Here is a 23,190-nt window from a genome sequence, read left to right on the forward strand (position 1 = left end):
ATTTTGCTGTTTTTTAAAAATCAATTTCTTCTATCATACTCTCCCACTCGGTTTCCACCCAGTCTTCATTCAGTATTTCCATATGAACAACCGAACGTTTGGAAGATTTAAAGATGATACCCGTATCGAGAGAGCCATTCGTACGGTTCACTATTACTCCCTCTTTCAGATAAGCGACATCAACAGAAGTGCGTGAACCGTTGTTCTCCGTAGGGAAAGAATAAACATATGCACCAAAATCTGACTCGCGGTTTGTGCGTACAGTGACGTCCTCAAGAACAGCCTTTTCTTCTTTCACACTATAAGCTACTCCTACATTGGTGAAAGTTATGTCCAATGCATCAAATTGAATAATGCCATCCATTTCCTCCTGCGACTCCACCGGAGCAAACACAGCCTGCCCCACTAACCGTTTCAGCTCCACATCAAGTGACTTTACAGAGTTATCAGAAGTAAAACCTATTATTTCAGAAATGTAAACCGGCTTTTGCATATTATCGTTCTGACGGATAACAGCCGTGGAAAGCTGATCGGCATCAGCCACCTCATCCGCATTCGCCACAACAAAAGTCTGTAGGTTTTCTCCCAAAGGTAAGGGAACTTCAATAGCACCATGCACCAAAGGTTGCTTCTCTCCATATATAAGAGAACCGTCCATGTACACATAAATGCCAATTTCTGAAATACCTTCTTCTGCAAATGCAGCAATACTTGATTTACTAAAACTGATACCGACGGGATGCAAAGTAGCTTCCACAGAAGCATCCTCATTGTTCTGAGGAAGATCACCGTCGTTCAAAACGCCATCGACTTGCGTAGTGCAAGAAAAGAATAGCAAAAACGGAACAAATAATAATTTCATTAAATGTTTCATAAGTATTAGTGTTTTATAGTTAGTATTCAATAGTCACAAATAAACATTCTATTGCCTGCGCAAATATCCGTAAAAGACAGCATCACCATGAGTAAGATTTAGTACAAAAAGAGTAAAATCCGGTCTGCAATAAATAAATCACCTTTGCTCTGAGTATCTCTACACCAAGATTAGCACATTTCAAAGATAAATGTATCCGAATATAAAGCAAAAGGGCTGCACTTACAAAAGCGCAACCCTTAACTATATCCAACCATCAAAAAAACGTTGTCTATTTCCGTTCGAGATATTACGGATTCAAACCTTGACAAGCTCCTTATAAAGCCGCTGCACCGGCAGCCCCATAATATTATAATAGCTTCCCGAAATATTCTCCACCCCGATAAAGCCAATCCATTCCTGCACCCCATAGGCACCGGCTTTATCCATCGGCTGGAACTTATCTACATAATAGGTTATTTCTTCTTCGCTCAGCTCAGCAAAGCGTACTTCCGTCTGAGCGGCAAAGCTGCGCTGCCATTCCGTTGTAGTAATACAAACTCCGGTAAACACTTCGTGGGTGCGACCGGACATATCCCGCAGCATGCACAAAGCGTCTTCCCGGTCTTTAGGTTTCCCAAGCACCCGCCCGTCCAGCCAGACAATGGTATCGGCAGTTATCATCAGTTCGCCCGGTTGCAACATGTTCCGATAGGCATCCGCTTTTTCTTTTGCGATATAAAGAGGTATATCCGCACCCTGCAATGTATCAGGGTACGATTCATCTACATCCGGTAGGGTACGCACTTCGTAGTCCACACCAAGTCCTGCCAGCAACTCTTTCCGACGGGGAGAGTTGCTGGCAAGTATAACTTTATATTTTTTGAGATTATCCAACATGGCTTTAAGTAGAGTTATGAGTTATGAATTATAAGTTATGGATTGCGAGGTATAAAACCGACAGAAGTTACCAACCGAAGGCCCGCTCGTCTGCCATCCAAAGGCCTTTCACTTTCAGAAACTGCTCCACGATATCCCGTCCGCAACCGTATCCCCCCTCTTTGTGGGAGATGTAGCGGGCAACGGATTTTACCTCAGGAGCGGCATCCCGCGGACAGCAAGGCAAACCGCAAGTGCGCATCACCTCAATATCGGGAATATCATCGCCTACATATAGAATTTCTTCATCCCGCAGGCCGTAGCGGTCGCGGAAGTCGCGATAATCGTGTATCTTGACGGAAGACCCCATATAGATATTCTCCGGCAATAATCCCAAAGCAAGGAAACGCTTGCGCACCGCTTCCGTGCGTCCACCGGTAATGATAGCCAATGGAATTTCATGTCTGGCAGCCAGATGCAAGGCATAGCCATCCTTTATGTTTACCGTACGCAGCGGCTCGCCTTCCGTACTCATCGGAATGACATTGGCGCTCAACACCCCGTCCACATCAAAGGCGAGGGCTTTTATCTTATTCAAATCGTAATTGATTGTACTCATCCTTATTTTTTCCAAGAAGTTAACTATTTTGCCGATGTATGCTTTCGCTAATCAGCCTATACAGTTCCTGCATGTCCGGTTCGTCGGAAAGCATCTGCAAGTGCTCGCCGATAACATTTTCGTCATACCGCACGGCAGGCCCCGTCTGCGCAAGACGCGGTTCGAGTTCATGCACCTTACGGGCGGTCTCGTCTATCAAAGGCAGCATCACTTCAAAAGGAAGCCCGTATTTCTTCAACAACCCGGCTGCAAGGGCATACATATGATTGGTAAAATTACAAGTGAACACCGCTGCCAGGTGCAGACTTTTACGCTGTTCGGAATCGGCCTCATAGACATTCTCGGAGAGTACGGAAGCAATATCTTTCAGTGTCCGGGTATCTTCCGCAGAATTGCTTTCCACGAAAACCGGTATCTGCCGGAAATCGACCGTACGCTGTTTGCTGAATGTCTGCATCGGATAGAACACGCCATACCGGTTTACCTTGCCTGCCCAAACATCCATCGGGATACTTCCGGCTGTATGTACCCACAGGGCATTTTCTTTTCCGGCAACAATTTCGGGCAGCAGTTGCACAAACGCCGCATCTTTCAGCGAAACGATATACAGCCGGGCATCCGCTGCCACAGACGACAAGTCGGTAGTATAGGCAGCCTCTACCGCCTGTGCCAATATTCGCGCCGACTCTTCCGTACGGCTGTATACCTGCACGATACGGAATCCTTTATAATAAAGCGCCTTTGCCAGATTCGTAGCCAGATTGCCGGCTCCGATAAATACAACAGATGTATCTTCTATGCTTCTTTTCATCTTATCTCGTAGATACCAAATACAAAATACCGCCTACAACCAACAGTGCCACCGGCAGCAAATAAGCGGACATAGTACCGAGCAGAGCCGTTATCAATCCGAAATTCAATATCAGCCACAGGCCCGTCAGCACCAGTCCCACCGACTTGTCATTCTTGAATAACAGGAAGATGACTGCCGTATAAAGCAGAAAATTATCCCGGTTCATCACCCACGACAGTCCCAGTGTGGAGAAATGCAGCAGTTTGTCTGCCAGATAGAGCACGCCGAACACAATCAGCGTGATAGCCGTAGCCTTATAGGTATCTTTATTGTTATTTGCTTTCGCCGCGCTCACCGTTACTTTCCTCCATATTTGTTAAGGTGAATCTTTTCCCATTGCAGGTTGTCCTCATTGAAAGGCTTGCGCTCCATTCCTTTATGCCCGATGGCAATGATACTGAGAGCCTGCAACTGCAAAGGCATGTCGAGTACTTCGTGCACATATTCGTTAGAGGACATGCCGGATGCCGTAAAACGCTCGCGAAGCTGTACCCAGCAACTGCCCAATCCCATATCTTCCGCCTGAAGTTGCAGGTAAATGGAAGCGATAGAGGCATCTTCTATCCAGACATCGCTTGCCAGCGGGTCGGCGGTTACAACCACAGCCAATGCGGCATCCGCTATGAATTGCGACGCCTGCTCTTTACAGAAAGACAGCTTTTTCAATGTTTCCTTATCATCCACCACGATAAACTGCCACGCATTGCTCCGTTTGGAAGTAGGCGCCATCAGTGCGGCTTTCATCAGCGTAACCACCTGTTCTTGCGTCAACTCCTCTTCTGTAAACTTCCGCATGCTGCGGCGGGTCTTTATCAATTCGCTAAAACTTTCCATAGTGTATATCGTTTAGAAATGAATACTTTGTCGTTAAGTAATGCAAAGATACAAGATTATTTTTTTAAATTTGCAGCAATGCCCTTGAAACTGACTACATACCATCGGGGAAGCCGGATACCCGAACTGCCGGGAACCGATACATTCCACTCTACGGAGCTGTTTCACGTCTATGAAGCAACTCCGGGATACACACCTTTGCTTATTGTGGCGTCGGAAAACGGAATACCCGTAGCCAAGTTGCTTGCCGCCATACGGAAGAGCGTACGACTGTTTCCACCCGCCATCATCAAGCGGTGTGAGGTGTATGGCACCGGAGAATATTTCGATGAAACGCTCGACCGCGAAGCTGTCTTTAGCGATATGCTGCAACGCCTCACGGACGAAGCCCTGCGGGAAGCCTTCCTCATCGAGTTCCGCAATCTGGACAATTCGTTGTCCGGTTATAAAGTATTCCGCAAGAACCGTTACTTTGCCGTCAACTGGCTGCGCGTACGCAACTCGTTGCATAATGTGGAGCAGGTAGAATCCCGTTTCAGCTCCTCCCGCATCCGCCAAATCAAAAAAGGGCTGAACAACGGAGCAGAAGTAAAAGAAGCGCATACCCCGGAAGAAATCCATGCTTTTGCCAAGATGCTGCATTACAACTACTCTGCCAAGATACGGCGGCATTTCCCAAGCATAGACTTTTTCCAGCTTCTGGAGAAGCAAATGCCCCGGAAAAGCCGTATTTTCATTGTAACCTATAAAGACAAAGTTATCGGCGGAAGCGTCTGTATCTATTCCAATAACAGTGCATACCTATGGTTCTCCGGCGGCATGCGTAAAACATACGCTTTGCAATATCCCGGCATTCTTGCCGTGTGGCAGGCATTGCACGATGCCAAAGAACGCAGCTACCGCCACCTGGAATTTATGGACGTAGGCCTGCCTTTCCACAAACACGGCTACCGCGAATTCGTGCTCCGCTTCGGCGGAAAACAAATCAGCACCCGTCGCTGGTTCCGTTTTCGGTGGGAATGGCTGAACAGGGTGCTGATAAAGATGTATGAGTAAACGGGCTATTGGGCTATTTTATAGACCACTGACGAATATCCTCCCAACCGTATGGAAGTATTATCCCCTTCTTTCACCTGAACAGTTCCCGATACACCGACAGCCTTCTCGATATTATCTGTCAATGACAGTTTAACAGATGCGCTTCCAAAGTTGTGAAGAACAAGCATCTTTTCATTATCTTTTGTCATATACCATGCAGCAATGCTCTTGTACTTTTCGTTCGATTCGTTATATACTGCATGTTTTGTCATTGTACCTTGAGCCAAAGCCGGATAGGTATTACGCAAACGGGTAAAAGAGAGATAGGTATTCAGCAACGAATTTGCATTTTCCTTCTGTTCTGCTACGGATTTTATACTCGAAGCCACGGTAGCATCAATCTTATCCGTATAGGCAGTAGTGCAATTATCTCCCCACAGCATCGGACTACGTACATATTCATCCGCCTTTTCTTTCGTTCCGTAGATACCCAATTCTTCCCCATAATAAATATAGGGTTCGCCCGGTGCGGTGAGCAATACGGCAGCCGCAAGTTTACACTTTGCCTCTGATTTTCCTAGTTTGGATGCTGTACGGTCTTCATCATGGTTGGATAGTTTGGTAGCTTCTATGTAATCGGCACGGTATCTCGCATATTTCTGTTGGAAAGAAAGTATGTCTTTCGCAAAGTAACAACCAGTGGAGTTGGCAATCGACCAGTCCAGTTTATACCAGAAGTCAAACTCAAACAATGCGGGAAGTCCTTGATAATAAGGTGCCACCTCGTCACTGCCCGAAAGGACTTCACCTACAATATAAATATCATCTGTATGCCCTTTCGATTTATAATATTCGTTCATATCATCATAGAACATTTTCAGAAAACGGGGATTCTCATCCGAAGTGGCACTGTGATAAATATGCTTCACCGCATCCAAACGGAAGCCGTCAATTCCCCTGTCTATCCATTTTTTTGCAGCAGCGGATATTGCTTTATATGCCGGAGAGTTGTCAGCATCATCAATAGCACCGTAATTAAGGTCGGCAAACCAGTCTGTTTGGAAATGGGAATGGAAATACCATGCTTCGACCGATGCAAACAATATGTCCTCAGGATTTGCATTACTCAAAGTAAAAGGCTTGCCCAACTGCACTTTACTTGCTTTAGACGGAGCTCCATACTTCGTTCCGTTGTCCCATGAAGTATTGCTTGTACGGATTAAAAAGCCCCAATCCGTATCAAGATCAACCGTTAACTCGTACTTATTATTGCCTCTCGCATAGAATTTCTTGCAAATGCCCTCACCATAATATAAGTACTTGGCATCTTGCGTGGTTACGTCCGGAGTATCCGCGTTCGGAGTATCTGCTTTTGTAACTGTTATGGTGGGTCTTGCAGCATTAGACCAGTCGAGTACAAACTTATAATATCCTTTCATGGCATCACCTATACCAGCCGAAAACCATTCGCCTGCATTATATCCCATAGAGCTTTCCCGCTTTATCATTGGAATTTTACCGGCAGTAATATCGGATTTCGGGTCTTGTGAGAAGATGTAATAGTTACGGTATTCATTGTTCGGAGAGGCCTTGGCTTCCTTAAACCAAGGATGTGCACTCCCCGTATGATTCATCACATAATCCAGATAAATTTTAATACCGAGGCTATGGGCTTTAGTAACCAACTCTTCAAAATCGGCCATCGTTCCATATTGCGGATTCAACCCTGAATAGTCTGTCACATCATATCCATGATATGACATAGCCGGATGAATAGGTGATAGCCAAATAGCCTTTATCCCTAAATCATTAAGGTAATCCAGTTTTGTAATAAGTCCTCTGATATCTCCACATTTATCATCATTACTGTCAGCGAAAGAGTATACCAACAGCTGATAAGATATGTCCGCCCTCTTTTCACCATCCCAATTGGCAGAAGATGCCGCAACATCTATCCAAATACCATCGTCATTGCCACTTCCACCACCAATTTCATCGTCACTGCATGCTATGAAGCAAAAGGGAATTATCCAAAATAAAAAAAGAAGAAGTAATTTTACTTTTTTCATATCATTAGATTTTTCTGTTTAAAACTAATATCGAAAAGAAGAGAAGAGGCTACAATGAAGATTCATCCATTGTAGCCTCACTTTCTTTTATTCTTAAGACTTATTGGATAGTACCGGTATTTGTCCTAAAATCAAGAGTAACAGTCTTTCCGGTTTCTATCTGAACACGAGGTTCCTGATCGCCACCCTTACCACGGTATTCAATTTTACCATCTCGTAGCAGAAATTCAGACTGCCACCAATCAACTCCTTGAATTCCAGTAGACACATAAATACGCAGGTCTCCGTCTCCGGCTGCTACAGCCTCATAAGCAATGCCATCTGACGACAAGGTGAAAGCAACTTCCGAATCATCCGGTCTACCTGCACCTGCGTCTGCCCATCCACCGGCACAAGCACCTCTTAAGAAGAGTTTCGGCTCAGCAAGAATAACTTTTCTGTTTATAGATTTTTTATCCGCAGAAAGAGTACAAGATACAATTACCAAATAATATCCTGTATCAGCAACTTTTAAATTAGAACCACCAGCCGGATATTCACCATAACCTTTAGGATCCTCATTTTCCACTCCGAAATTCTCACCGGTACTCCAACTCTTTTCATTATTGAATTTCATTCCGTCACCTGCCTGCAAATAATAGATGCCCCAGAACATTCCATCATGGCTATGAACAGGTATCATCTCAGGAGCTGTACTCCAATCCTGCTTCCACTCCCAAGCATCACCATTTACAAACATTTTTTCAGGTAATGTAGCAGAAGATGTATCTTCAGCTGTACAAACAGCTTTTGCAGAGAACTGCCCGGTACGCAAATCCAGTTTTAAGGTAACTGTATAGACACCGGCTTTGCCCACCTGAAAGTTTGCTCCACCACCTTTACACTCACTAAAAGCTTCTGATATTGCAGATGCATTATCGCCATTATATCCCATATTAGTATGAAGTTTAACCTTACCACCTTGATAAGGGAATTCCAGCCCCCAATCACCTGAATAACGGAACTTCATTTCTTTCTTATCCAACGTTACATCACTAATAGTATATTCAACCGTAGCCTGAGTTTCATTATAACTTGCCTGCATGGCAGTTTCACCATTCCATTGCAAGGGAGTAGCATCACCGATAATACCGAATGTAGCAGGTATTATCGTCAGTTGATTATCTGCTTTATTCATAGCCACATAGTACAAACCATCCTCCGCAACAGTGAAAGGCGTACCACCAGCTGCTAAAGCTACTGTTTCAGCAGGAGTAGAAGCTACTACGTCACCCTTGCCATAATTTATCTCATTACCTTCCTCATCTACATTCAGAATGGTAAAACTTCCGTTTGACTTCAGCCAAGTGTAAATACCTATTACATTTGTACCTTCCGGAGCTCCATCCAACGGTGCAGCCACCAGTTGGGACGATGTAGCCGTAGCACTATAAATCGTAGCATCACCAGTGATATAAGCTCCCGGTTGAGCATCAGTAATGATTCTCCAGTTATCATTGCCTTCTTCACAACTTGTTCCCACCACCAACAGCAATAGGAGCGTTGTCATATATTGGAATACTTTTTTCATATTACTTTCCATTAAATCATTAATTATTAATAACCGTAATTTTGAGTCAGTTTACCATTCAAGCTCAATACATCTTCATGAATCGGGAATACAGTAGTATAACCAGTATCTTCTTTCGGCAACTGAGGTCTATCAGTATATGCGCGGGTAAACTTACCGAAACGAACTAAATCCTGACGGCGAAGACCTTCCCATGCAAATTCTCTCAAACGCTCTTCCAATAAAGTTTCAAGAGTGGCTGTCACATCCAAAGTAGCACCGGCACGCTCCCGAACCTCTGTCAGTTCAGCATCTCCATTGCCACCATTACGCACTTTAGCTTCACTCTTCATTAAAAGTACATCAGCATATCGGAACAGAACAATATCATTACTTTGAAGTTTACCATCATTGGTAGCAGAAGCATCCAATTCATATTTTTTCATACGTGCACCTGCCGTCTTCTCTGAGGCTTTGCCAGACAAATCCAAAGTAATTTCAGAAGGTACATATTCCAAATCTGTTCCATCATCAAGCTTTATAGTCCCATTAGGTCCTTCTACTTTTCCTGCATAATAAGTCAATTCAAAACGCGGATCTGGGGAGCTTGTACCATAACCAAAGGCATCGAGAGCTTCTTTTGTTGCAGACGAACCATTCCATCCACCTTGTCCATAAGCATTACCATGATTATAGTGGCGGGAACGAATCAAATTATAAAATTCATTCTTATAAAGATTTGCATCCATCGGAATAGTAAAGATATTCTCTACTGACGATTCATTCTTAAGTGAAAAGTTTGCTTCAAATTTTTGTTCCAATTTATAGCCCAGATTCTTTATCTTGTCACAGTATGCGATTGTAGCTTCCCAAGCATTCATTTCAGTACCGTCTACTGTAAATTTGATATTCTTTCCATCCAATTTGGTACCGTCCGTCCAATTGTCATCTGCATAGACTTCTGCATTAAGAGCTAGCTTCGCCAACAGAAAATACGCAACAGGTTTTGTTATTCTACCATAATATTCACCTGTCAAATTACTGTGCGCATCGCTTAGGTCTTCAACCGATTCTTCTAATTCGGTTCTTACAAAATTAAAAACAGCGGAACGTTCGGATTGTACTACATCTTCCATTGCTACTGAAGAAGAAGTAACCAATGGAACACGGGCAAACATATCCAATAAATAATAATAGTACATTGCCCGGAATGCCCGTACTTCCGAAATATATTTAGGAACTGAAATGTTCTCCGGATTGTTCTCCAAAATTTCTTTCAATTTATCCAATGATTGATTAGCTTGTGCAATCACCTTATAAAGATAATCCCAACTGCCTTTTACCAAATCATTCTTCGTACCCCAATTATGAAGAAACAGATTTTGCCACAAGCCACCATCATACCAGTCACCACCGCGCGTGGGAAGCATAGCTTCATCGGTTGTGAAAGTATTCAAATCATAAAGCCCACGGTCAGTACCTTGTAGTCCTGCCCCACCGCCATTAGCACCAACTTGCGTATAAAGGGAAGCTACCGTATTCAAGTATAATAAGGTAGAATTCTGATAAGCTTGTTCTTCTGTAATTTGGTCTTTCGGATTTTCCGACAAGAAAGATTCACAAGAAGATAAGCCAAGTGTTGCTGTCATCAACAAACTATATAATATTCTTCTTTTCATAATATGCATCTAATTAAAAGTTAACACTAAGTCCCAATGAATAAGTACGTGACAAAGGATAGAAACGCTTGTCATCAATACCAAGGTCACTTCCTACCGTTGTACTGTTTATCATCGGAGAAAGCCCTGAGTATCCTGTAATCGTAGCCAAATTATTTACAGAGAAAGTAACACGTAAAGATTTGATGGCTTTCAGATTTTTTGTATTCAAGTTCCAACCCAATGTAACATAGTCAAAATGCAGGTAATCACCTTTTTCCAACCAATAATCGGTTACAGTTTGGTCTTTAATATTTTTCTGAGGAGCTTCAGCCAAAACATTATAAGTCGGGAACTGACTCATATTCATATAAGACAAAGAAGTACCATTATAAATCTTATGTCCAAAAGCTCCATTCATTTGTACCTGAATATCAAATTGTTTATAACGGAATCCGATATTTGCACCCAATAAAGCTTTAGGCATAGCCTGACCAGCAATATAACGATCCTTTCCATCAGCCAAATCAACACCTTCCACGCCATCAATATCTTGAACATGATAAGTATAATCACCAAAACCATTATCAACCAATCCATCGCATTTAGGCAAATAGAATACGCCTACCGGTTGTCCGACCATTTGATAAATAATTTGATTGTATCCACCAATAAATCCGGCACCATTCATACCGCCCAAGTTCATGTATTCCTTAGCGGTCATAGGTTCTCCCATATACGTTCCGTTCAAAGAAAGCAACTTATTCTTTTGAAATGCAACATTAGCACTGATATTCAACTCCATATCTTTTGTTTTCAACGGAGTACCGCTGATTGCTATTTCAAAACCTGTATTACGCATTGCACCCAAATTGGCAAGCAAAGTAGGATAAGTAAAAGGCGGAACCTTTACATCATAATTATACAATAAATCTGTTGTTTTTGAATTATAATAGTCTAAAGTTAAACTCAATCGTTCATCAAACATCCCAAAGTCCAAACCTACATCAAAAGTTTTCTTTACTTCCCACTTCAAATCAGGATTGTAATTGCGAGTAACTCCCATTGTTACTACCGGAAGCCCATTTACTGTTGTCGTACCATTAGGACTCATCAATGGCAATGAATTATAAGAGCTAATAGCATCTTGATTACCAGCAAGACCGTAACCTACTCTCAATTTCAAATTACTAATCATATCAACATCTTTCAAAAACGCTTCTTCTTTAAGAACCCATGCAAGAGATGCTGACGGGAAAAACGCCCATTTATTGTTCTCTCCTACTTTTGAAGATCCATCTGTACGAGCATTCACTGTAACAATATACTTATCTGCGTATGAATAATTGACACGTGCCATGAAAGAAGCCAAACTCGGGTTATTATAATAAGAAGTATTATCTCCCCATTTCAATACAGCACCAGCCTGCAAATTGTTATATAAAAAATCGTCTGTGCTGAAACCATGTACCGTAGATCCAAAACCCGTATTGGTTACCCGTTGAACTTCCGCCAAACCTAAAGCATTGATATAATGTTTTCCAAAGCTTTTTTTATAAGTCAACATCAAGTTAGCCAACATTGACTGAGATTTATTATCACCACGATATGCCTCTCCACGATTACTCAGGCCGGCCTTTATAGAAGAAGGAATATATTTTTTATTCTCTTTTACATTATAGGTATATGAACCGAATGCACTTAATTTCAAATCATTATTAATGCTCCATGTAATGCGGGCATTTGTATTGATAAAAGCATTAGTTTCGCGGTCATCAATATCCAAACGGCCCAATGGATTTTGTACTTCATTAGCATTTGCATTTTCATCCCACATACCTGTTTCCGGATTTTTAAAATTAGGGAAAGTAGGATTATAAGAAGCAGCAGAATAGAATGTTTTCTGATAGTCATTCACATATCTGTTTTCTTTCAACGAACCGAACATTCCAAATTCCAACTTCAACTTATTATGGAACATATTTTGCATAGCATCAATCTTAGCGGTATAGTTACGCATTGTATTATTTTTTATAATACCTTTTTGATCTATAACACCAATAGAAGCACGGTAGTTTGAATCATCATTACCATTGGAGAATGACAAGCGATGATTTTGAGTATAACCAGTCTGCTGCATTTCTTTAATAAAGTTAGTATTATACCCCTTATCCAATATATCAATTCCCAAATTCTGTGCAGCAGCTCTATACTGGTTAGCATCCAGCATTTCCAAATTCTTATAAACGGTTTCAATACCGAAACTACCATCATAACTTAAGCTCTTAACACCATTTTTACCTTTAATAGTGGTAACAACAATGACACCGGAAGCACCACGAGAACCATATTGAGCCGTTTCAGAAGCATCTTTCAGCACTGTAAAATTCTCAATATCAGCAGGAGAAATAGCATTCAGCATATTCAAATCGCCAAATACGCCATCAATAATAACCAACGGGTCGTTACCACCAGTCAAAGAAGTAGTACCACGAACACGAATAGCCGGAGCAGCAGTAGGGTCACCACCGGTTTTCTGAATATTCACACCTGCAACTTTACCTTTAATGGCAGATAACGGATTGACGACAACACCGGCATTCATTTCTTCACGTCCCACTTTCTGAACTGCACCGGATATTGTCCGTTGACTTCCTGTTGCATAACCAATTACAACGACATCATCAAGAAGTTGAGCATCTTCTTTCAAAACAACATTAAGTACGGATGCAGCTTTTACTTCTGCAGGAAGATAGCCCACAAAAGAAACAACAAGAGTTGCACCCGCCGATGTTTGCAACTGGAAATTACCGTCTAAATCAGTAATAACTCCATTTGTAGTACCTTTTTCCAGTACATTTGCGCCAATTACAGGTTCACCTGTAGCATCTTTTACATTTCCTTTTACAGTAATGTTCTGTGCATAAGCGCCAACTGACAAGAATAACCCTAACAACAAGGGAAGAATCGTTCGATAGATTCTAAGATTAACTTGCTTCATGCATTTAAAAATTAAAGTTAACAATATTAATTATCCATAGTATATTCAAAAAACGTTTCAGTATATTAACTTTATTACGAAACGTATCCCAAATACTTTATTATGATAGAACAAATGTATACCATATTATCGAGTAAGCGACAAAGATGCTGCAAAAACTTCAATAAGAAGAATGCAAACGATTGCACTATATCCGGTATAATACACAATCATCTGATAAATGCACGGACACATAAACAAAACACGCAATGAATAACGGGAAATCAACAAGATAATACCTGCAAAAGCACTCACTTAATAGTAGTTTACCTACTATATTTTCCCCGAAAAAGCAGGTTTATTTTTTCGTTTCGCAGCTGTGGGCTCTACGGTTGCCAGCTGCGGGCTGTTGGGCTTGCAATTGGCAACTGTAGAGCCCGCAACCGAAAAACAAGGAAAAGAAAGTGATAAAACGATATTATATATGCGATAAAGCAAAAAAAAGAAAGAAGAAATAAGACATTTATCCCTAATAAATACCTTATTAATATAAAGCAGATTCAAAAAATTACGAGCTTTTTATATCCAAATAGTACACCGAATTGCATGATAAAGCTACTTTGAACTTAGAAATCATTAAATAAGTCTCTATTACCACCTATACGCAAAACATCATAGCATCCTCATTATAAACTAAATAACACTTATCTAAGTGATGACCAAAAATTTGTCAACACTCTCGTCACACTTGTCATCACACTCTGTATCCCTTTCCAATAAAGGGATACAGAGTGATTGGTGACGAGTGATGACAAAATGTATAAAACTCTAAAACAGGAACTCCTTTCCCAAAAAGACAGACAAGGCATCCCGTCTGCCCCATTAAGGCAATTCATACGATACCGTCCTACCGCAAAATTCCCCCTGCGGCATAGGTACTTCTATCGTTTTACCGTTATAAGTAAGCGTTATTTTCTTCAAAGCCGCATTCATGCAGGCATCCGTCACTGTAAAGACGGACTTTCCTGCCACCGTCTTTATCATTACGGTACAAGGTTCAGAAGCTGTAAGCGACACACCGCCGGCCTGCAGGCCATTGTTGCCCGGATAGAACACCGCCTGCAACAGTTTTTTGTCTGCCGACTGCACCGCCTGTACCAAAGAGTCATTCCTCAGTACACGAAAAGGCAACCGGGCGGACGGAGTGCCCTTTCCCGTATACACGGTATAACCGTACGTATCATCCACGGGCGCTTGTCCGTGGTCAATCCACAAACGGAGAATTTTCACGCTATCCGGCAGATTCTTCTTACCGGCATTTGTTTTGTTGTGCAGCACCCAGTTCGCAGGACGCGTTTCGCAGGCTACGAACGCTTTCCGGCTGTATTCAGGAAGAACGCGGTAAGCAAATTGCCCCTCCTGCACCAGCCAGGGTGTGTTCTTGCCTGAGATTTTCCAGGTATGCACACCGGCTGAAAGAGCCGTTTTCTTGCCTTTCTCCAACAAACAGACATCATTCAGCAAGGCCGTCTGGTCGATAGTGGTACGGATGTGTCCCGGCTGTCCGGACTGCCTGTTCGTTATACCCGCTCCCAAGGCAACCATATAGTCTCCCTGAATAAAATAAGATTTATAAGCCTTTACGCCATAAAGCACCTCGTTACAGCCGGCACTGCTGCCCCGGTCGTTCACACCCTCTTTCTCCGAAGCATTCATTTTCTCGAAAATATATCCCGCCACTGCATCGCCGCTACCGTCCGTGGCTGCTGCCGCATAATTATGCTTACTGCAATAGCCGCGCCAATTAACTACCGGTTCCAGGCGCTCCATGCCTTCGCGTGCGGTTACTCCGGGAGATGCCGTTACGTCCCAGCCACCCATGATGGAGCGATATTCGTTGCCGCTGCGCTGAAACAAAGTCATACCGTCCGTAGGGTAGAAATTATAGGCATCGGCAAAGTTGGGCGCACTCTCCAAGCCGTCACAACGCACGGAAGCCATATTCACCATTATGTGGCAGTCGGGGGTTTTCTTTATCAAATCATCGTTATTAAAGAACCAGCGGGTTTCGGAATACATGCCCGGAGCGTACCCCGCCATCCGGATATGCTTTTCTTTCACTTCTTTCCATAACTGCCGTAACTCCGCCTGCTCGGTTTCCGTAAAAGCATCCATCCAGTCCGTCAGTACTTTATTCAGCATCTTTGCGTAAGGAATCTCTTTTTCGGCAGCGGTATAGACATACGAGCCACGGTCCAGACAAGGCAAGGTAAATCCTTTATAGTAGTACCAGTTTCCACCGCGCAGAAAGTTCAGGATAGCTTGGGCATTCTCCCTGCTCAGGCGCTCCGCCCACGGTGTCCCTTTCAGCATACCCAGCATATTCAAGGCATTGAAGGTTCCGTCTATGGGATATCCCCAAATCAGGCATTGCTTGCCATGTCCCCACCCTGCACCGTCGGCAGTAAAACCTTCGGTCCAGAAAGAATCGTGCAGAGTAAGCTGGGAAGTCACGCTGATACCTCTCCGGCAAACTTCTGCCAATACATCCACCATAGGCACCGAACTGTACATTGCAGCTACGGGCAATAGCGAACGGTATGCCAACGCGTTGCCGCCCACCCACCATACATGATTGCGGAAACGTTCTATCGAAACAACGTTCTTGTCGGTTTCATCATGACGCAACGGCTGCGTATAGGCTTGCAGCCCCAATACTTTCAGCATATCGCAAGCGGCCTCCAGCAAAGGAGTTGCACCGCCGCGTTCGGCAAGCTCCATTTTATCCAGCCAGGCGAAATAGATGTTTACCGCAGCCGTAGGAATGGCAAAGCAGGAAGCGTGAAAACGGGAAACGGCGTTCGAGCGTCCGGCTTCCAGCATGCCGTAGTGCACCACCGCTTTCAGCACTTTGTCGCTCAACGACTCGTCTGCCGTCAGCGTACCGCGGCGGTATGCGTCGGCAATGCAACACAAGCGGTCAAGAGCGTTTCCGATGAAAATGCCCACCCGGTCATCGGCCGTTGTATGAAAGCCCTTCCGATAGGCATTGCTACGTTCGAACTCAGCTTCCAAAGCGTCCATATCCGAGAATGTCCCCTCCGGCGTAAGCAACTCCAGACACCTGGCGGGCGGCACGGACATGTTCACCTTAGACAGCCTGTAAGGATGCTCATGAAAATAAACACGTAATTTCTTCATTGCCTCCAATTTTACACTATCGGTGCAGAGGCGCGCCTCGCGGTAATAACGGCGATAGTTATCGAAAGCAAACTTAACTTCCTGCTCTTGGGCAGAGGCAGCCAATGCCGGCAAGCATAGGCAAAAAAATAAAACAAGTCTCTTTATCATAGTCAGTCAATACATTATATTAATAAAGGCCGGTATGATGATTAAAAACCGGTTGAGAAAGACAGCCTCTAAACGACTCCCTGAAGAATGCCGGACAAAATTCAAACAAGCTCTAAAATCTTTATTTGAACATGATAGCGATACCACATTTTTCAGAGGATAAAGTTACGGAGATTTATCGTATAGCAAATGATTTTTACCGGGAATTTACCGTGCAACGGGCAAATACATGGTTGCAAACAGTATATGCAATCGTTTGCACAAACTTATAATCCGATATGTATCAACAGAAAAGTTTTATTAGACGCATTCCGCTATTTTTGCAGCAGGATAAATAAGAAGCCCGGCTACGGTCTTCGTATATCTTCCTATTTTTATTACCTTTGGCTGAAAATTGAAATCATACTGATGAACAAACCGCAGATAACCATTAAAGATATTGCCCGGGCATTGAATGTCTCGCCGTCCACCGTGTCGAGAGCGCTCAAGGATAATCCGGACATCAGCCGGGAAACCCGCGACCTCATCCATGCCTACGCCCGCGAACATAACTACAAACCCAATGTGCTTGCCGTGAACCTCCGTTCGAGCCGCAGCAATACGATTGGCGTGATTGTACCCCAGCTGGTGCATCATTTCTTCTCGTGCGTGCTGAGCGGCATCGAGACAGCGGCGGCCAAAGCCGGCTACAACATAATCGTGGCCCAAAGCAACGAGTCCTACGAACAGGAAGTCAAAATCGTCCACTCTTTCCTTGCCGCCCGCGTCTGCGGCGTCATAGCCTCCCTTGCCAAAAACACGGAGCAATACGACCACTATCAGGAGCTGCTGAACAACGACATACCGATTGTGTTTTACGACCGCATCTGTACGGAGCTGAAAACGGAACGGGTGGTTGTGGACGACTATGCCGGCTCGTTTGCCGCCGTAGAGTACATGATTCAGACCGGATGCAAACGCATCTTCTTCTACGGCGCATCTCCGCATCTGGAGATTACCAAAAACCGGCGGAACGGCTATCTGGATGCCATGAAGAAATACAAAGTGCCGGTGGACGACAGCATGATAAAGCTGTGCGACAACCGTGAACGCGCCATTGCCATAACGCCCGACCTGCTGGAGAGCGACAACCGTCCCGACGGTTTCTTCGCCATCAATGACGAAACGGCATCGGGCATATTGTATGCCTGTAAGCTGGTAGGACTGAAAGTGCCGGACGAGGTTTCCATCTGCGGCTTCACCGACGGAGCCATCGCCCAAAGCACCGACCCGAAACTGACCACCGTGGAGCAGCACGGAGAAGAAGTGGGCAAAAGCGCATTCGGCATCCTTACAGACAAGCTGAACGGGCACGAGGGGAAAAGCACCAACAAGATTGTACGGACAAATCTGGTGGTAAGGGGAACGACCAAATAAAAACACAACCGAATTCATCTATAAACTAATATCATAAAAAACAAGAGAGCAATGAAAGTAAAACCCGATTTAAGTTTCTGGAAACTATGGAATATCAGCTTCGGTTTCTTCGGCGTACAGATTGCGTATGCCCTGCAAAGCGCGAACATCAGCCGTATATTCTCTACTTTAGGAGCCGACCCGCACAGTTTGAGTTATTTCTGGATATTACCGCCGCTGGCAGGTATCATCGTGCAGCCCATCGTAGGAGCTGCCAGCGACAGGACATGGACACGGTTCGGACGTCGCATTCCCTACCTGTTCATCGGTTCGCTGGTTGCGGTACTCGTCATGTGCCTGCTGCCCAATGCCGGCAGCTTCGGTATGGCGGTGAGCACGGCCATGATTTTCGGTCTGGTATCGCTGATGTTTCTGGATACTTCCATTAATATGGCAATGCAGCCGTTCAAGATGATGGTAGGCGACATGGTAAACGAAAAACAGAAAGGACTTGCCTATTCCATCCAGAGTTTCTTATGCAATGCCGGCAGCCTGGTGGGCTATCTGTTCCCGTTCATATTTGCGTGGGTGGGTATCAGCAACACGGCGCCCCAGGGGGTAATTCCCGATTCTGTAATCTATTCGTTCTATATCGGAGCAGCCATTCTGATATTCTGCGTTATCTATACAACGGTCAAAGTCAAGGAAATGCCGCCCGCAGAGTATGCCGAATATCATGGTATCACGGAAGAGCAGGAGCATGAGAAAGTCAATATGCTGAAGCTGCTGGTAAAAGCGCCGAAAGCCTTTTGGACGGTAGGGCTGGTGCAGTTCTTCTGCTGGTTCGCCTTTATGTTCATGTGGACATACACCAACGGAAGCATCGCCGCAAATGTATTTGATGCTCCCACCGTTGAGAATACGGTAAATGGAATCACAAAAGTAGTTCTCGACACCAAGAGCCTGCAATATCAGGAAGCTGCCAACTGGGTAGGCGTACTGTTTGCCGTACAGGCTATCGGTTCCGTACTTTGGGCAATCTGCATTCCCATGTTCAAAGACCGCCGCTTCATTTACGCGCTGAGCCTCGTGCTGGGCGGTATCGGATTTATATCCACCTATTTCGTACACAGCCCATATGTGCTGTTCGTATCTTTCCTGCTGATAGGCTGCGCATGGGCCGCCATGCTGGCACTGCCTTTCACCATCCTGACCAACGCCTTGTCCGGCGGACACATGGGTACGTATCTCGGGCTGTTTAACGGAACCATCTGTATTCCGCAAATCGTAGCAGCGGCGTTAGGCGGAAGTATTCTGGCACTGTTTACGCCAGAAAGGATGCTTCCCCCTGAAATAAACATGCTGGTAACGGCAGGTGTGATGCTCATTATCGGAGCTGCCTGCGTATATTTGATAAAAGAGACCAAAGGAGAAAGAGCGTAAACAGCTCCTCTCCTCACCGATGAATATATGCTTCCTCACCGGTAAGAGGGTGTAAAATACACTTGATGATTTCTTTTAGGCACGGATTACGCGGATTGACACGGATTTATTTTATCTCTTTTCCGTGAAATCCGCGTAATCCGTGCCTAAAAATAAATAGCAAACAAATTTTAGTTTTGGCACATTCTTCTTTTTTCCGCATCCTATTTGTTTATCCGTTTATTTGTCTATCTTTACACCGATAACACAGAAAAAGAGCGCCATGAAGAAATACCTTAAAACCGATGAATGGAATATTATAGAAGATAGTTTTCAAGCCGACCGCATGCGGTGGTCGGAAAGCATATTCAGTCTTGGAAACGGCCGTTTCGGACAACGGGGACATTTTGAAGAACCATACAGCAGCGACAGCTATCGCGGCGCATTCGTGGCAGGTATCACCTTTCTGGACAAAACGCGTGTAGGCTGGTGGAAGAACGGTTTTCCGCAATTCTACACACGCATTCCCAATGCTCCGGACTGGAGCAGTATCAGCCTGCGCCTCATCGACGAGGAACTGGACCTGGCACAATGGGATGTGGACAGTTTCAACAGACGCCTCGACATGAAAGCGGGTATTTCTTATCGGGACGCGGAAGTAACCTCTCCGCGGGGAAACAAACTCCGCCTGCACGTGGAACATATCGCCAATATGGCTCACCCCAATCTCTGCCTTATAAAGTACAGCGTTACGTCCGTCAACTATACAGGCAAGGTTTCACTCGTGCCTATCCTTGACGGAGACACCGCGAACCCGGTCAGGCATCCGGATGAAAAGATATGGAATATCCTGCGTTCCGGCACCACCAGCGATTGCGCCTATCTGTGGACGCAAACCAGGCGGGAGGATGCGCAGATATGCTATGCCATGACCTACCGGTTCTTCAAGAACAATAAAGAGACTTTTGCCAACCCAATACGGATAGAAAAAGAAAAACAGGCCGGATTCAGCGTAGGCACTGAAGTGAAGCCGGGAGATACCGTGACGCTCGTCAAATACATTGCCATAGCATCTTCCCTTTATTATGAACGGCAGGATTTGATAGAAGCCTCCGTAGCAGAAGCCCGCAACGCCCAAAGTACAGGCTGGGATGCTCTGGAACAGGAGCACCGGAATGCCTGGCAGGAGATATGGGACGAAACCGATGTCAGTATCGAAGGCGACCCGGAAGCCCAGCAAGGCATACGCTACAACATCTTCCAGCTCTACCAGACATACCGGGGAGACGACCCCCGCCTGAATATCGGCCCCAAAGGTTTCACCGGCGAGAAGTACGGCGGAAATACTTACTGGAATACCGAATTGTGCTGCGTACCTTTCTTCCTGCTTTCCACCCCGAAGAAGATTGCCGAAAACCTGCTGATATACCGCTATAAGCAACTGCCCAAAGCCATTGAGAATGCCCGTAAGTTGGGATTCGACCATGGAGCCGCCCTCTTCCCGCAGGTCACCAGCAACGGAGAAGAGTGCCACAGCGAATGGGAGATTACTTTTGAAGAGGTTCACCGGAACAATATGATTGTCTATGCCATTCTGCAACATGCCACGCTTACGGGTACGCTGGACTACATCGCCCATTACGGATTGGAAGTAATGATAGCCGTCAGCCGCTTCTGGAGCCAACGGGTGTCTTTCTCGCAACCCAAGCAGAAATACGTCATTCTGGGAGTTACCGGACCCGATGAATACGAAAACAACGTAAACAATAACTGGTATACCAACTACTCCTGCATGCGTTGCCTCGAAACCACTCTCAGTTTCCTTGAAATCATTGCCCGGCAATATCCCGATGAATATGCCCGCATATGCAGCATCACCAACCTGAATTATACGGAAGAGAGTGAACGCTGGCGGGACATTATCGAACGGATGTACCTGCCGGAAGATCCGGAACGCGGTATCTTCATCCAAAACGACGGCTACATGGACAAGGTTCTGCAAAGCACCGACGCCATTCCCGCCGGCGAACGCCCCATCAACCAGTATTGGTCGTGGGACCGTATCCTGCGTTCGTGCTACATCAAGCAGAGTGATGTCCTGCTCGGCCTGTACCTCTATTATTTCAACTTCGACCGAGAGACCATCCGCCGCAACTTCGAATTCTACGAACCGATGACCGTGCACGAGTCTTCCCTCTCCCCGCACATCCACTCCATTCTTGCCGCACGCATCGGGAAAGTGGAAAAGGCATACCAACTATTCTTACACGCTACCCGCCTCGACCTGGACGACTACAACAATGAAGGAGAGCAGGGACTGCACATCACCAGTATGCCGGGCAGTTGGCTGGCTGTCGTACGCGGGTTCGCAGGATTGCAGGTACAAGACGGCACGCTTAAGATTGAGCCGGTCATGCCGGAGAAATGGAGCGGCTATTCGTTCAAAGTGAATTACTTGGGCAATACGCTGCATATACAGGTAGGCAAAGAAATAAAAATCAGCCTGACCGCAGGAAAACAATTGAACATACAGGTATATCAAAACGTTTATGAATTAAAACAAGGGTTGGATTTGACTGTCAACCGCAAAGACTTGTCTTAATCAAAAACAAATGAAGAAAATGTATCTGTTCGCCCTGACGGTGACACTTATCGTCACGTCCTGCGGGCAAAAGAAAGGGGAAGATATTCCCCTCGTGCGACCTGTGAAAACTGCCACCGTAAGTTCACAGTCGGTAATACTCAAAGACTTCTCCGGCATGGTGGAAGCGGTGGAATATGTGAAACTGGCATTTCGTGTCAGCGGACAAATCATCGACCTTCCGGTAGTGGAAGGACAAAGGGTCAGGAAAGGACAACTGATTGCCGCCATCGACCCGCGGGATATTTCCCTGCAATATGCCGCCGACAAGGCTGCCTATGAAACCGCTGCCGCCCAGGTGGAGCGCAACAAACGGCTGCTGGGCCGCCAAGCCATCTCCCTGCAGGAGTATGAAATAAGCGTAGCCAATTACCAGAAAGCCAAATCGGCCTACGAGCTGTCCACCAACAATATGCGCGATACGAAACTGCTCGCGCCCTTCGACGGCTCTATCGAAAAGCGCCTGGTAGAGAACTATCAGCGCGTCAATTCGGGAGAAGGGATTGTGCGGCTGGTAAATACGCAGAAACTGCGCATTAAATTTACCGTACCCGATGATTACCTGTACCTGCTTCGTGCCAAAGACGCCACATTCAAGGTGGAGTTCGATACGTACAAAGGCAATATATTCAATGCCAGACTGGAAGAGTATCTTGACATATCGACCGACGGCACGGGTATTCCGGTTACCATCACCATCGACGACCCCGCCTTCGACCGTGCCGTATACGATGTGAAACCCGGATTTACCTGCAACATCCGCCTCGCTTCGGACATTGCTCCCTTTATAAGGGAAAAACTGATGAATGTACCGCTGAGCGCCGTATTCGGTGACAGCGAAAACAAGAATACCTACGTATGGGTGGTGAAAGACAACAGGGTAAGCCGCCGCGAAGTAACCGTGTATTCGCCGACCGGTGAAGCCAATCTTCTAATCTCCAAAGGACTGAAACCGGATGAAACCGTTGTCATTGCCGGAGTATACCAACTGGTAGAGGGACAGAGGGTAAAAGAGGTGGAATAACCGCTTTCCCTCTATCACTTCATAA

Annotated in this window: 16 protein-coding genes; 5 read left to right on the forward strand and 11 right to left on the reverse strand. The window is 45.1% G+C overall.

Going from position 1 to position 23,190, the window contains the following annotated elements:
* Positions 1-13: 13 nt before the first annotated feature.
* From H8S52_RS05755 to H8S52_RS05780, 6 genes are all read right to left on the reverse strand, one after another.
* Entirely contained in the window at positions 14-874 is an 861-nt protein-coding gene (locus H8S52_RS05755) for a hypothetical protein (RefSeq protein WP_186909450.1), read from the reverse strand.
* A gap of 297 nt (positions 875-1,171) precedes the next feature.
* Positions 1,172-1,753, reverse strand: a complete 582-nt coding sequence (locus tag H8S52_RS05760; RefSeq protein WP_117901672.1) for a Maf-like protein — start codon at positions 1,751-1,753, stop codon at positions 1,172-1,174.
* A gap of 67 nt (positions 1,754-1,820) precedes the next feature.
* Positions 1,821-2,351, reverse strand: coding sequence for an HAD family hydrolase (locus tag H8S52_RS05765; RefSeq protein WP_022103778.1), 531 nt, complete (start codon positions 2,349-2,351; stop codon positions 1,821-1,823).
* 19 nt (positions 2,352-2,370) lie between these two features.
* Complete coding sequence (locus H8S52_RS05770; RefSeq protein WP_186909451.1) at positions 2,371-3,162, reverse strand: Rossmann-like and DUF2520 domain-containing protein; 792 nt, start codon at positions 3,160-3,162, stop codon at positions 2,371-2,373.
* 1 nt (position 3,163) lies between these two features.
* Positions 3,164-3,499, reverse strand: a complete 336-nt coding sequence (locus H8S52_RS05775; protein WP_005654653.1) for a hypothetical protein — start codon at positions 3,497-3,499, stop codon at positions 3,164-3,166.
* Between the two features lie 2 nt (positions 3,500-3,501).
* The gene (locus H8S52_RS05780) at positions 3,502-4,038 is read right to left on the reverse strand and encodes a nitroreductase family protein (protein ID WP_005654652.1); all 537 of its coding nucleotides are present in this window, start codon (positions 4,036-4,038) and stop codon (positions 3,502-3,504) included.
* A gap of 78 nt (positions 4,039-4,116) precedes the next feature.
* On the opposite strand from H8S52_RS05780, the gene H8S52_RS05785 reads away from it, so the two are divergent.
* Entirely contained in the window at positions 4,117-5,094 is a 978-nt protein-coding gene (locus H8S52_RS05785; protein ID WP_186909452.1) for a GNAT family N-acetyltransferase, read from the forward strand.
* A 5-nt stretch (positions 5,095-5,099) separates the two neighbouring features.
* Here H8S52_RS05785 and H8S52_RS05790 read toward each other — a convergent pair whose 3' ends face one another.
* From H8S52_RS05790 to H8S52_RS05810, 5 genes are all read right to left on the reverse strand, one after another.
* Positions 5,100-7,145, reverse strand: a complete 2,046-nt coding sequence (locus H8S52_RS05790; protein ID WP_117984398.1) for an alpha-amylase family glycosyl hydrolase — start codon at positions 7,143-7,145, stop codon at positions 5,100-5,102.
* 100 nt (positions 7,146-7,245) lie between these two features.
* Complete coding sequence (locus H8S52_RS05795) at positions 7,246-8,727, reverse strand: SusF/SusE family outer membrane protein (RefSeq protein ID WP_117984400.1); 1,482 nt, start codon at positions 8,725-8,727, stop codon at positions 7,246-7,248.
* Positions 8,728-8,741: 14 nt separating this feature from the next.
* Complete coding sequence (locus H8S52_RS05800; protein ID WP_117899232.1) at positions 8,742-10,382, reverse strand: RagB/SusD family nutrient uptake outer membrane protein; 1,641 nt, start codon at positions 10,380-10,382, stop codon at positions 8,742-8,744.
* A 4-nt stretch (positions 10,383-10,386) separates the two neighbouring features.
* Positions 10,387-13,353 carry a TonB-dependent receptor gene (locus H8S52_RS05805; RefSeq protein ID WP_117954470.1) on the reverse strand — a complete coding sequence of 989 codons (2,967 nt, stop codon included), beginning with the start codon at positions 13,351-13,353 and terminating at the stop codon, positions 10,387-10,389.
* An 861-nt stretch (positions 13,354-14,214) separates the two neighbouring features.
* Positions 14,215-16,683 carry a polysaccharide lyase family 8 super-sandwich domain-containing protein gene (locus H8S52_RS05810; protein WP_117954472.1) on the reverse strand — a complete coding sequence of 823 codons (2,469 nt, stop codon included), beginning with the start codon at positions 16,681-16,683 and terminating at the stop codon, positions 14,215-14,217.
* 246 nt (positions 16,684-16,929) lie between these two features.
* Here H8S52_RS05810 and H8S52_RS05815 point away from each other — a divergent pair, with 246 nt between their 5' ends.
* The 4 genes from H8S52_RS05815 (at position 16,930) to H8S52_RS05830 (ending at position 23,165) form a co-directional block, all read left to right on the forward strand.
* Complete coding sequence (locus tag H8S52_RS05815; protein ID WP_181987216.1) at positions 16,930-18,099, forward strand: LacI family DNA-binding transcriptional regulator; 1,170 nt, start codon at positions 16,930-16,932, stop codon at positions 18,097-18,099.
* A gap of 51 nt (positions 18,100-18,150) precedes the next feature.
* Positions 18,151-19,521 carry an SLC45 family MFS transporter gene (locus tag H8S52_RS05820; protein WP_186909453.1) on the forward strand — a complete coding sequence of 457 codons (1,371 nt, stop codon included), beginning with the start codon at positions 18,151-18,153 and terminating at the stop codon, positions 19,519-19,521.
* Between the two features lie 262 nt (positions 19,522-19,783).
* Entirely contained in the window at positions 19,784-22,102 is a 2,319-nt protein-coding gene (locus H8S52_RS05825) for a family 65 glycosyl hydrolase domain-containing protein (RefSeq protein ID WP_186909454.1), read from the forward strand.
* A 10-nt stretch (positions 22,103-22,112) separates the two neighbouring features.
* The gene (locus H8S52_RS05830) at positions 22,113-23,165 is read left to right on the forward strand and encodes an efflux RND transporter periplasmic adaptor subunit (RefSeq protein ID WP_186909455.1); all 1,053 of its coding nucleotides are present in this window, start codon (positions 22,113-22,115) and stop codon (positions 23,163-23,165) included.
* The last annotated feature ends 25 nt before the right edge of the window (positions 23,166-23,190 follow it).

The sequence above is a fragment of the Bacteroides sp. NSJ-48 genome (genome assembly GCF_014287405.1).
GTDB classification, from domain to species: domain Bacteria; phylum Bacteroidota; class Bacteroidia; order Bacteroidales; family Bacteroidaceae; genus Bacteroides; species Bacteroides stercoris.

Excerpts from the sequence above, each read along its gene's own strand:
- H8S52_RS05755 (WP_186909450.1), bottom strand. The coding sequence starts at position 874 with ATGAAACATTTAATGAAATTATTATTTGTTCCGTTTTTGCTATTCTTT.
- H8S52_RS05760 (WP_117901672.1), bottom strand. The coding sequence starts at position 1,753 with ATGTTGGATAATCTCAAAAAATATAAAGTTATACTTGCCAGCAACTCT.
- H8S52_RS05765 (WP_022103778.1), bottom strand. The coding sequence starts at position 2,351 with ATGAGTACAATCAATTACGATTTGAATAAGATAAAAGCCCTCGCCTTT.
- H8S52_RS05770 (WP_186909451.1), bottom strand. The coding sequence starts at position 3,162 with ATGAAAAGAAGCATAGAAGATACATCTGTTGTATTTATCGGAGCCGGC.
- H8S52_RS05780 (WP_005654652.1), bottom strand. The coding sequence starts at position 4,038 with ATGGAAAGTTTTAGCGAATTGATAAAGACCCGCCGCAGCATGCGGAAG.
- H8S52_RS05785 (WP_186909452.1), top strand. The coding sequence starts at position 4,117 with ATGCCCTTGAAACTGACTACATACCATCGGGGAAGCCGGATACCCGAA.
- H8S52_RS05790 (WP_117984398.1), bottom strand. The coding sequence starts at position 7,145 with ATGAAAAAAGTAAAATTACTTCTTCTTTTTTTATTTTGGATAATTCCC.
- H8S52_RS05795 (WP_117984400.1), bottom strand. The coding sequence starts at position 8,727 with ATGGAAAGTAATATGAAAAAAGTATTCCAATATATGACAACGCTCCTA.
- H8S52_RS05800 (WP_117899232.1), bottom strand. The coding sequence starts at position 10,382 with ATGCATATTATGAAAAGAAGAATATTATATAGTTTGTTGATGACAGCA.
- H8S52_RS05805 (WP_117954470.1), bottom strand. The coding sequence starts at position 13,353 with ATGAAGCAAGTTAATCTTAGAATCTATCGAACGATTCTTCCCTTGTTG.
- H8S52_RS05810 (WP_117954472.1), bottom strand. The coding sequence starts at position 16,683 with ATGATAAAGAGACTTGTTTTATTTTTTTGCCTATGCTTGCCGGCATTG.
- H8S52_RS05815 (WP_181987216.1), top strand. The coding sequence starts at position 16,930 with ATGCAATCGTTTGCACAAACTTATAATCCGATATGTATCAACAGAAAA.
- H8S52_RS05820 (WP_186909453.1), top strand. The coding sequence starts at position 18,151 with ATGAAAGTAAAACCCGATTTAAGTTTCTGGAAACTATGGAATATCAGC.
- H8S52_RS05825 (WP_186909454.1), top strand. The coding sequence starts at position 19,784 with ATGAAGAAATACCTTAAAACCGATGAATGGAATATTATAGAAGATAGT.
- H8S52_RS05830 (WP_186909455.1), top strand. The coding sequence starts at position 22,113 with ATGAAGAAAATGTATCTGTTCGCCCTGACGGTGACACTTATCGTCACG.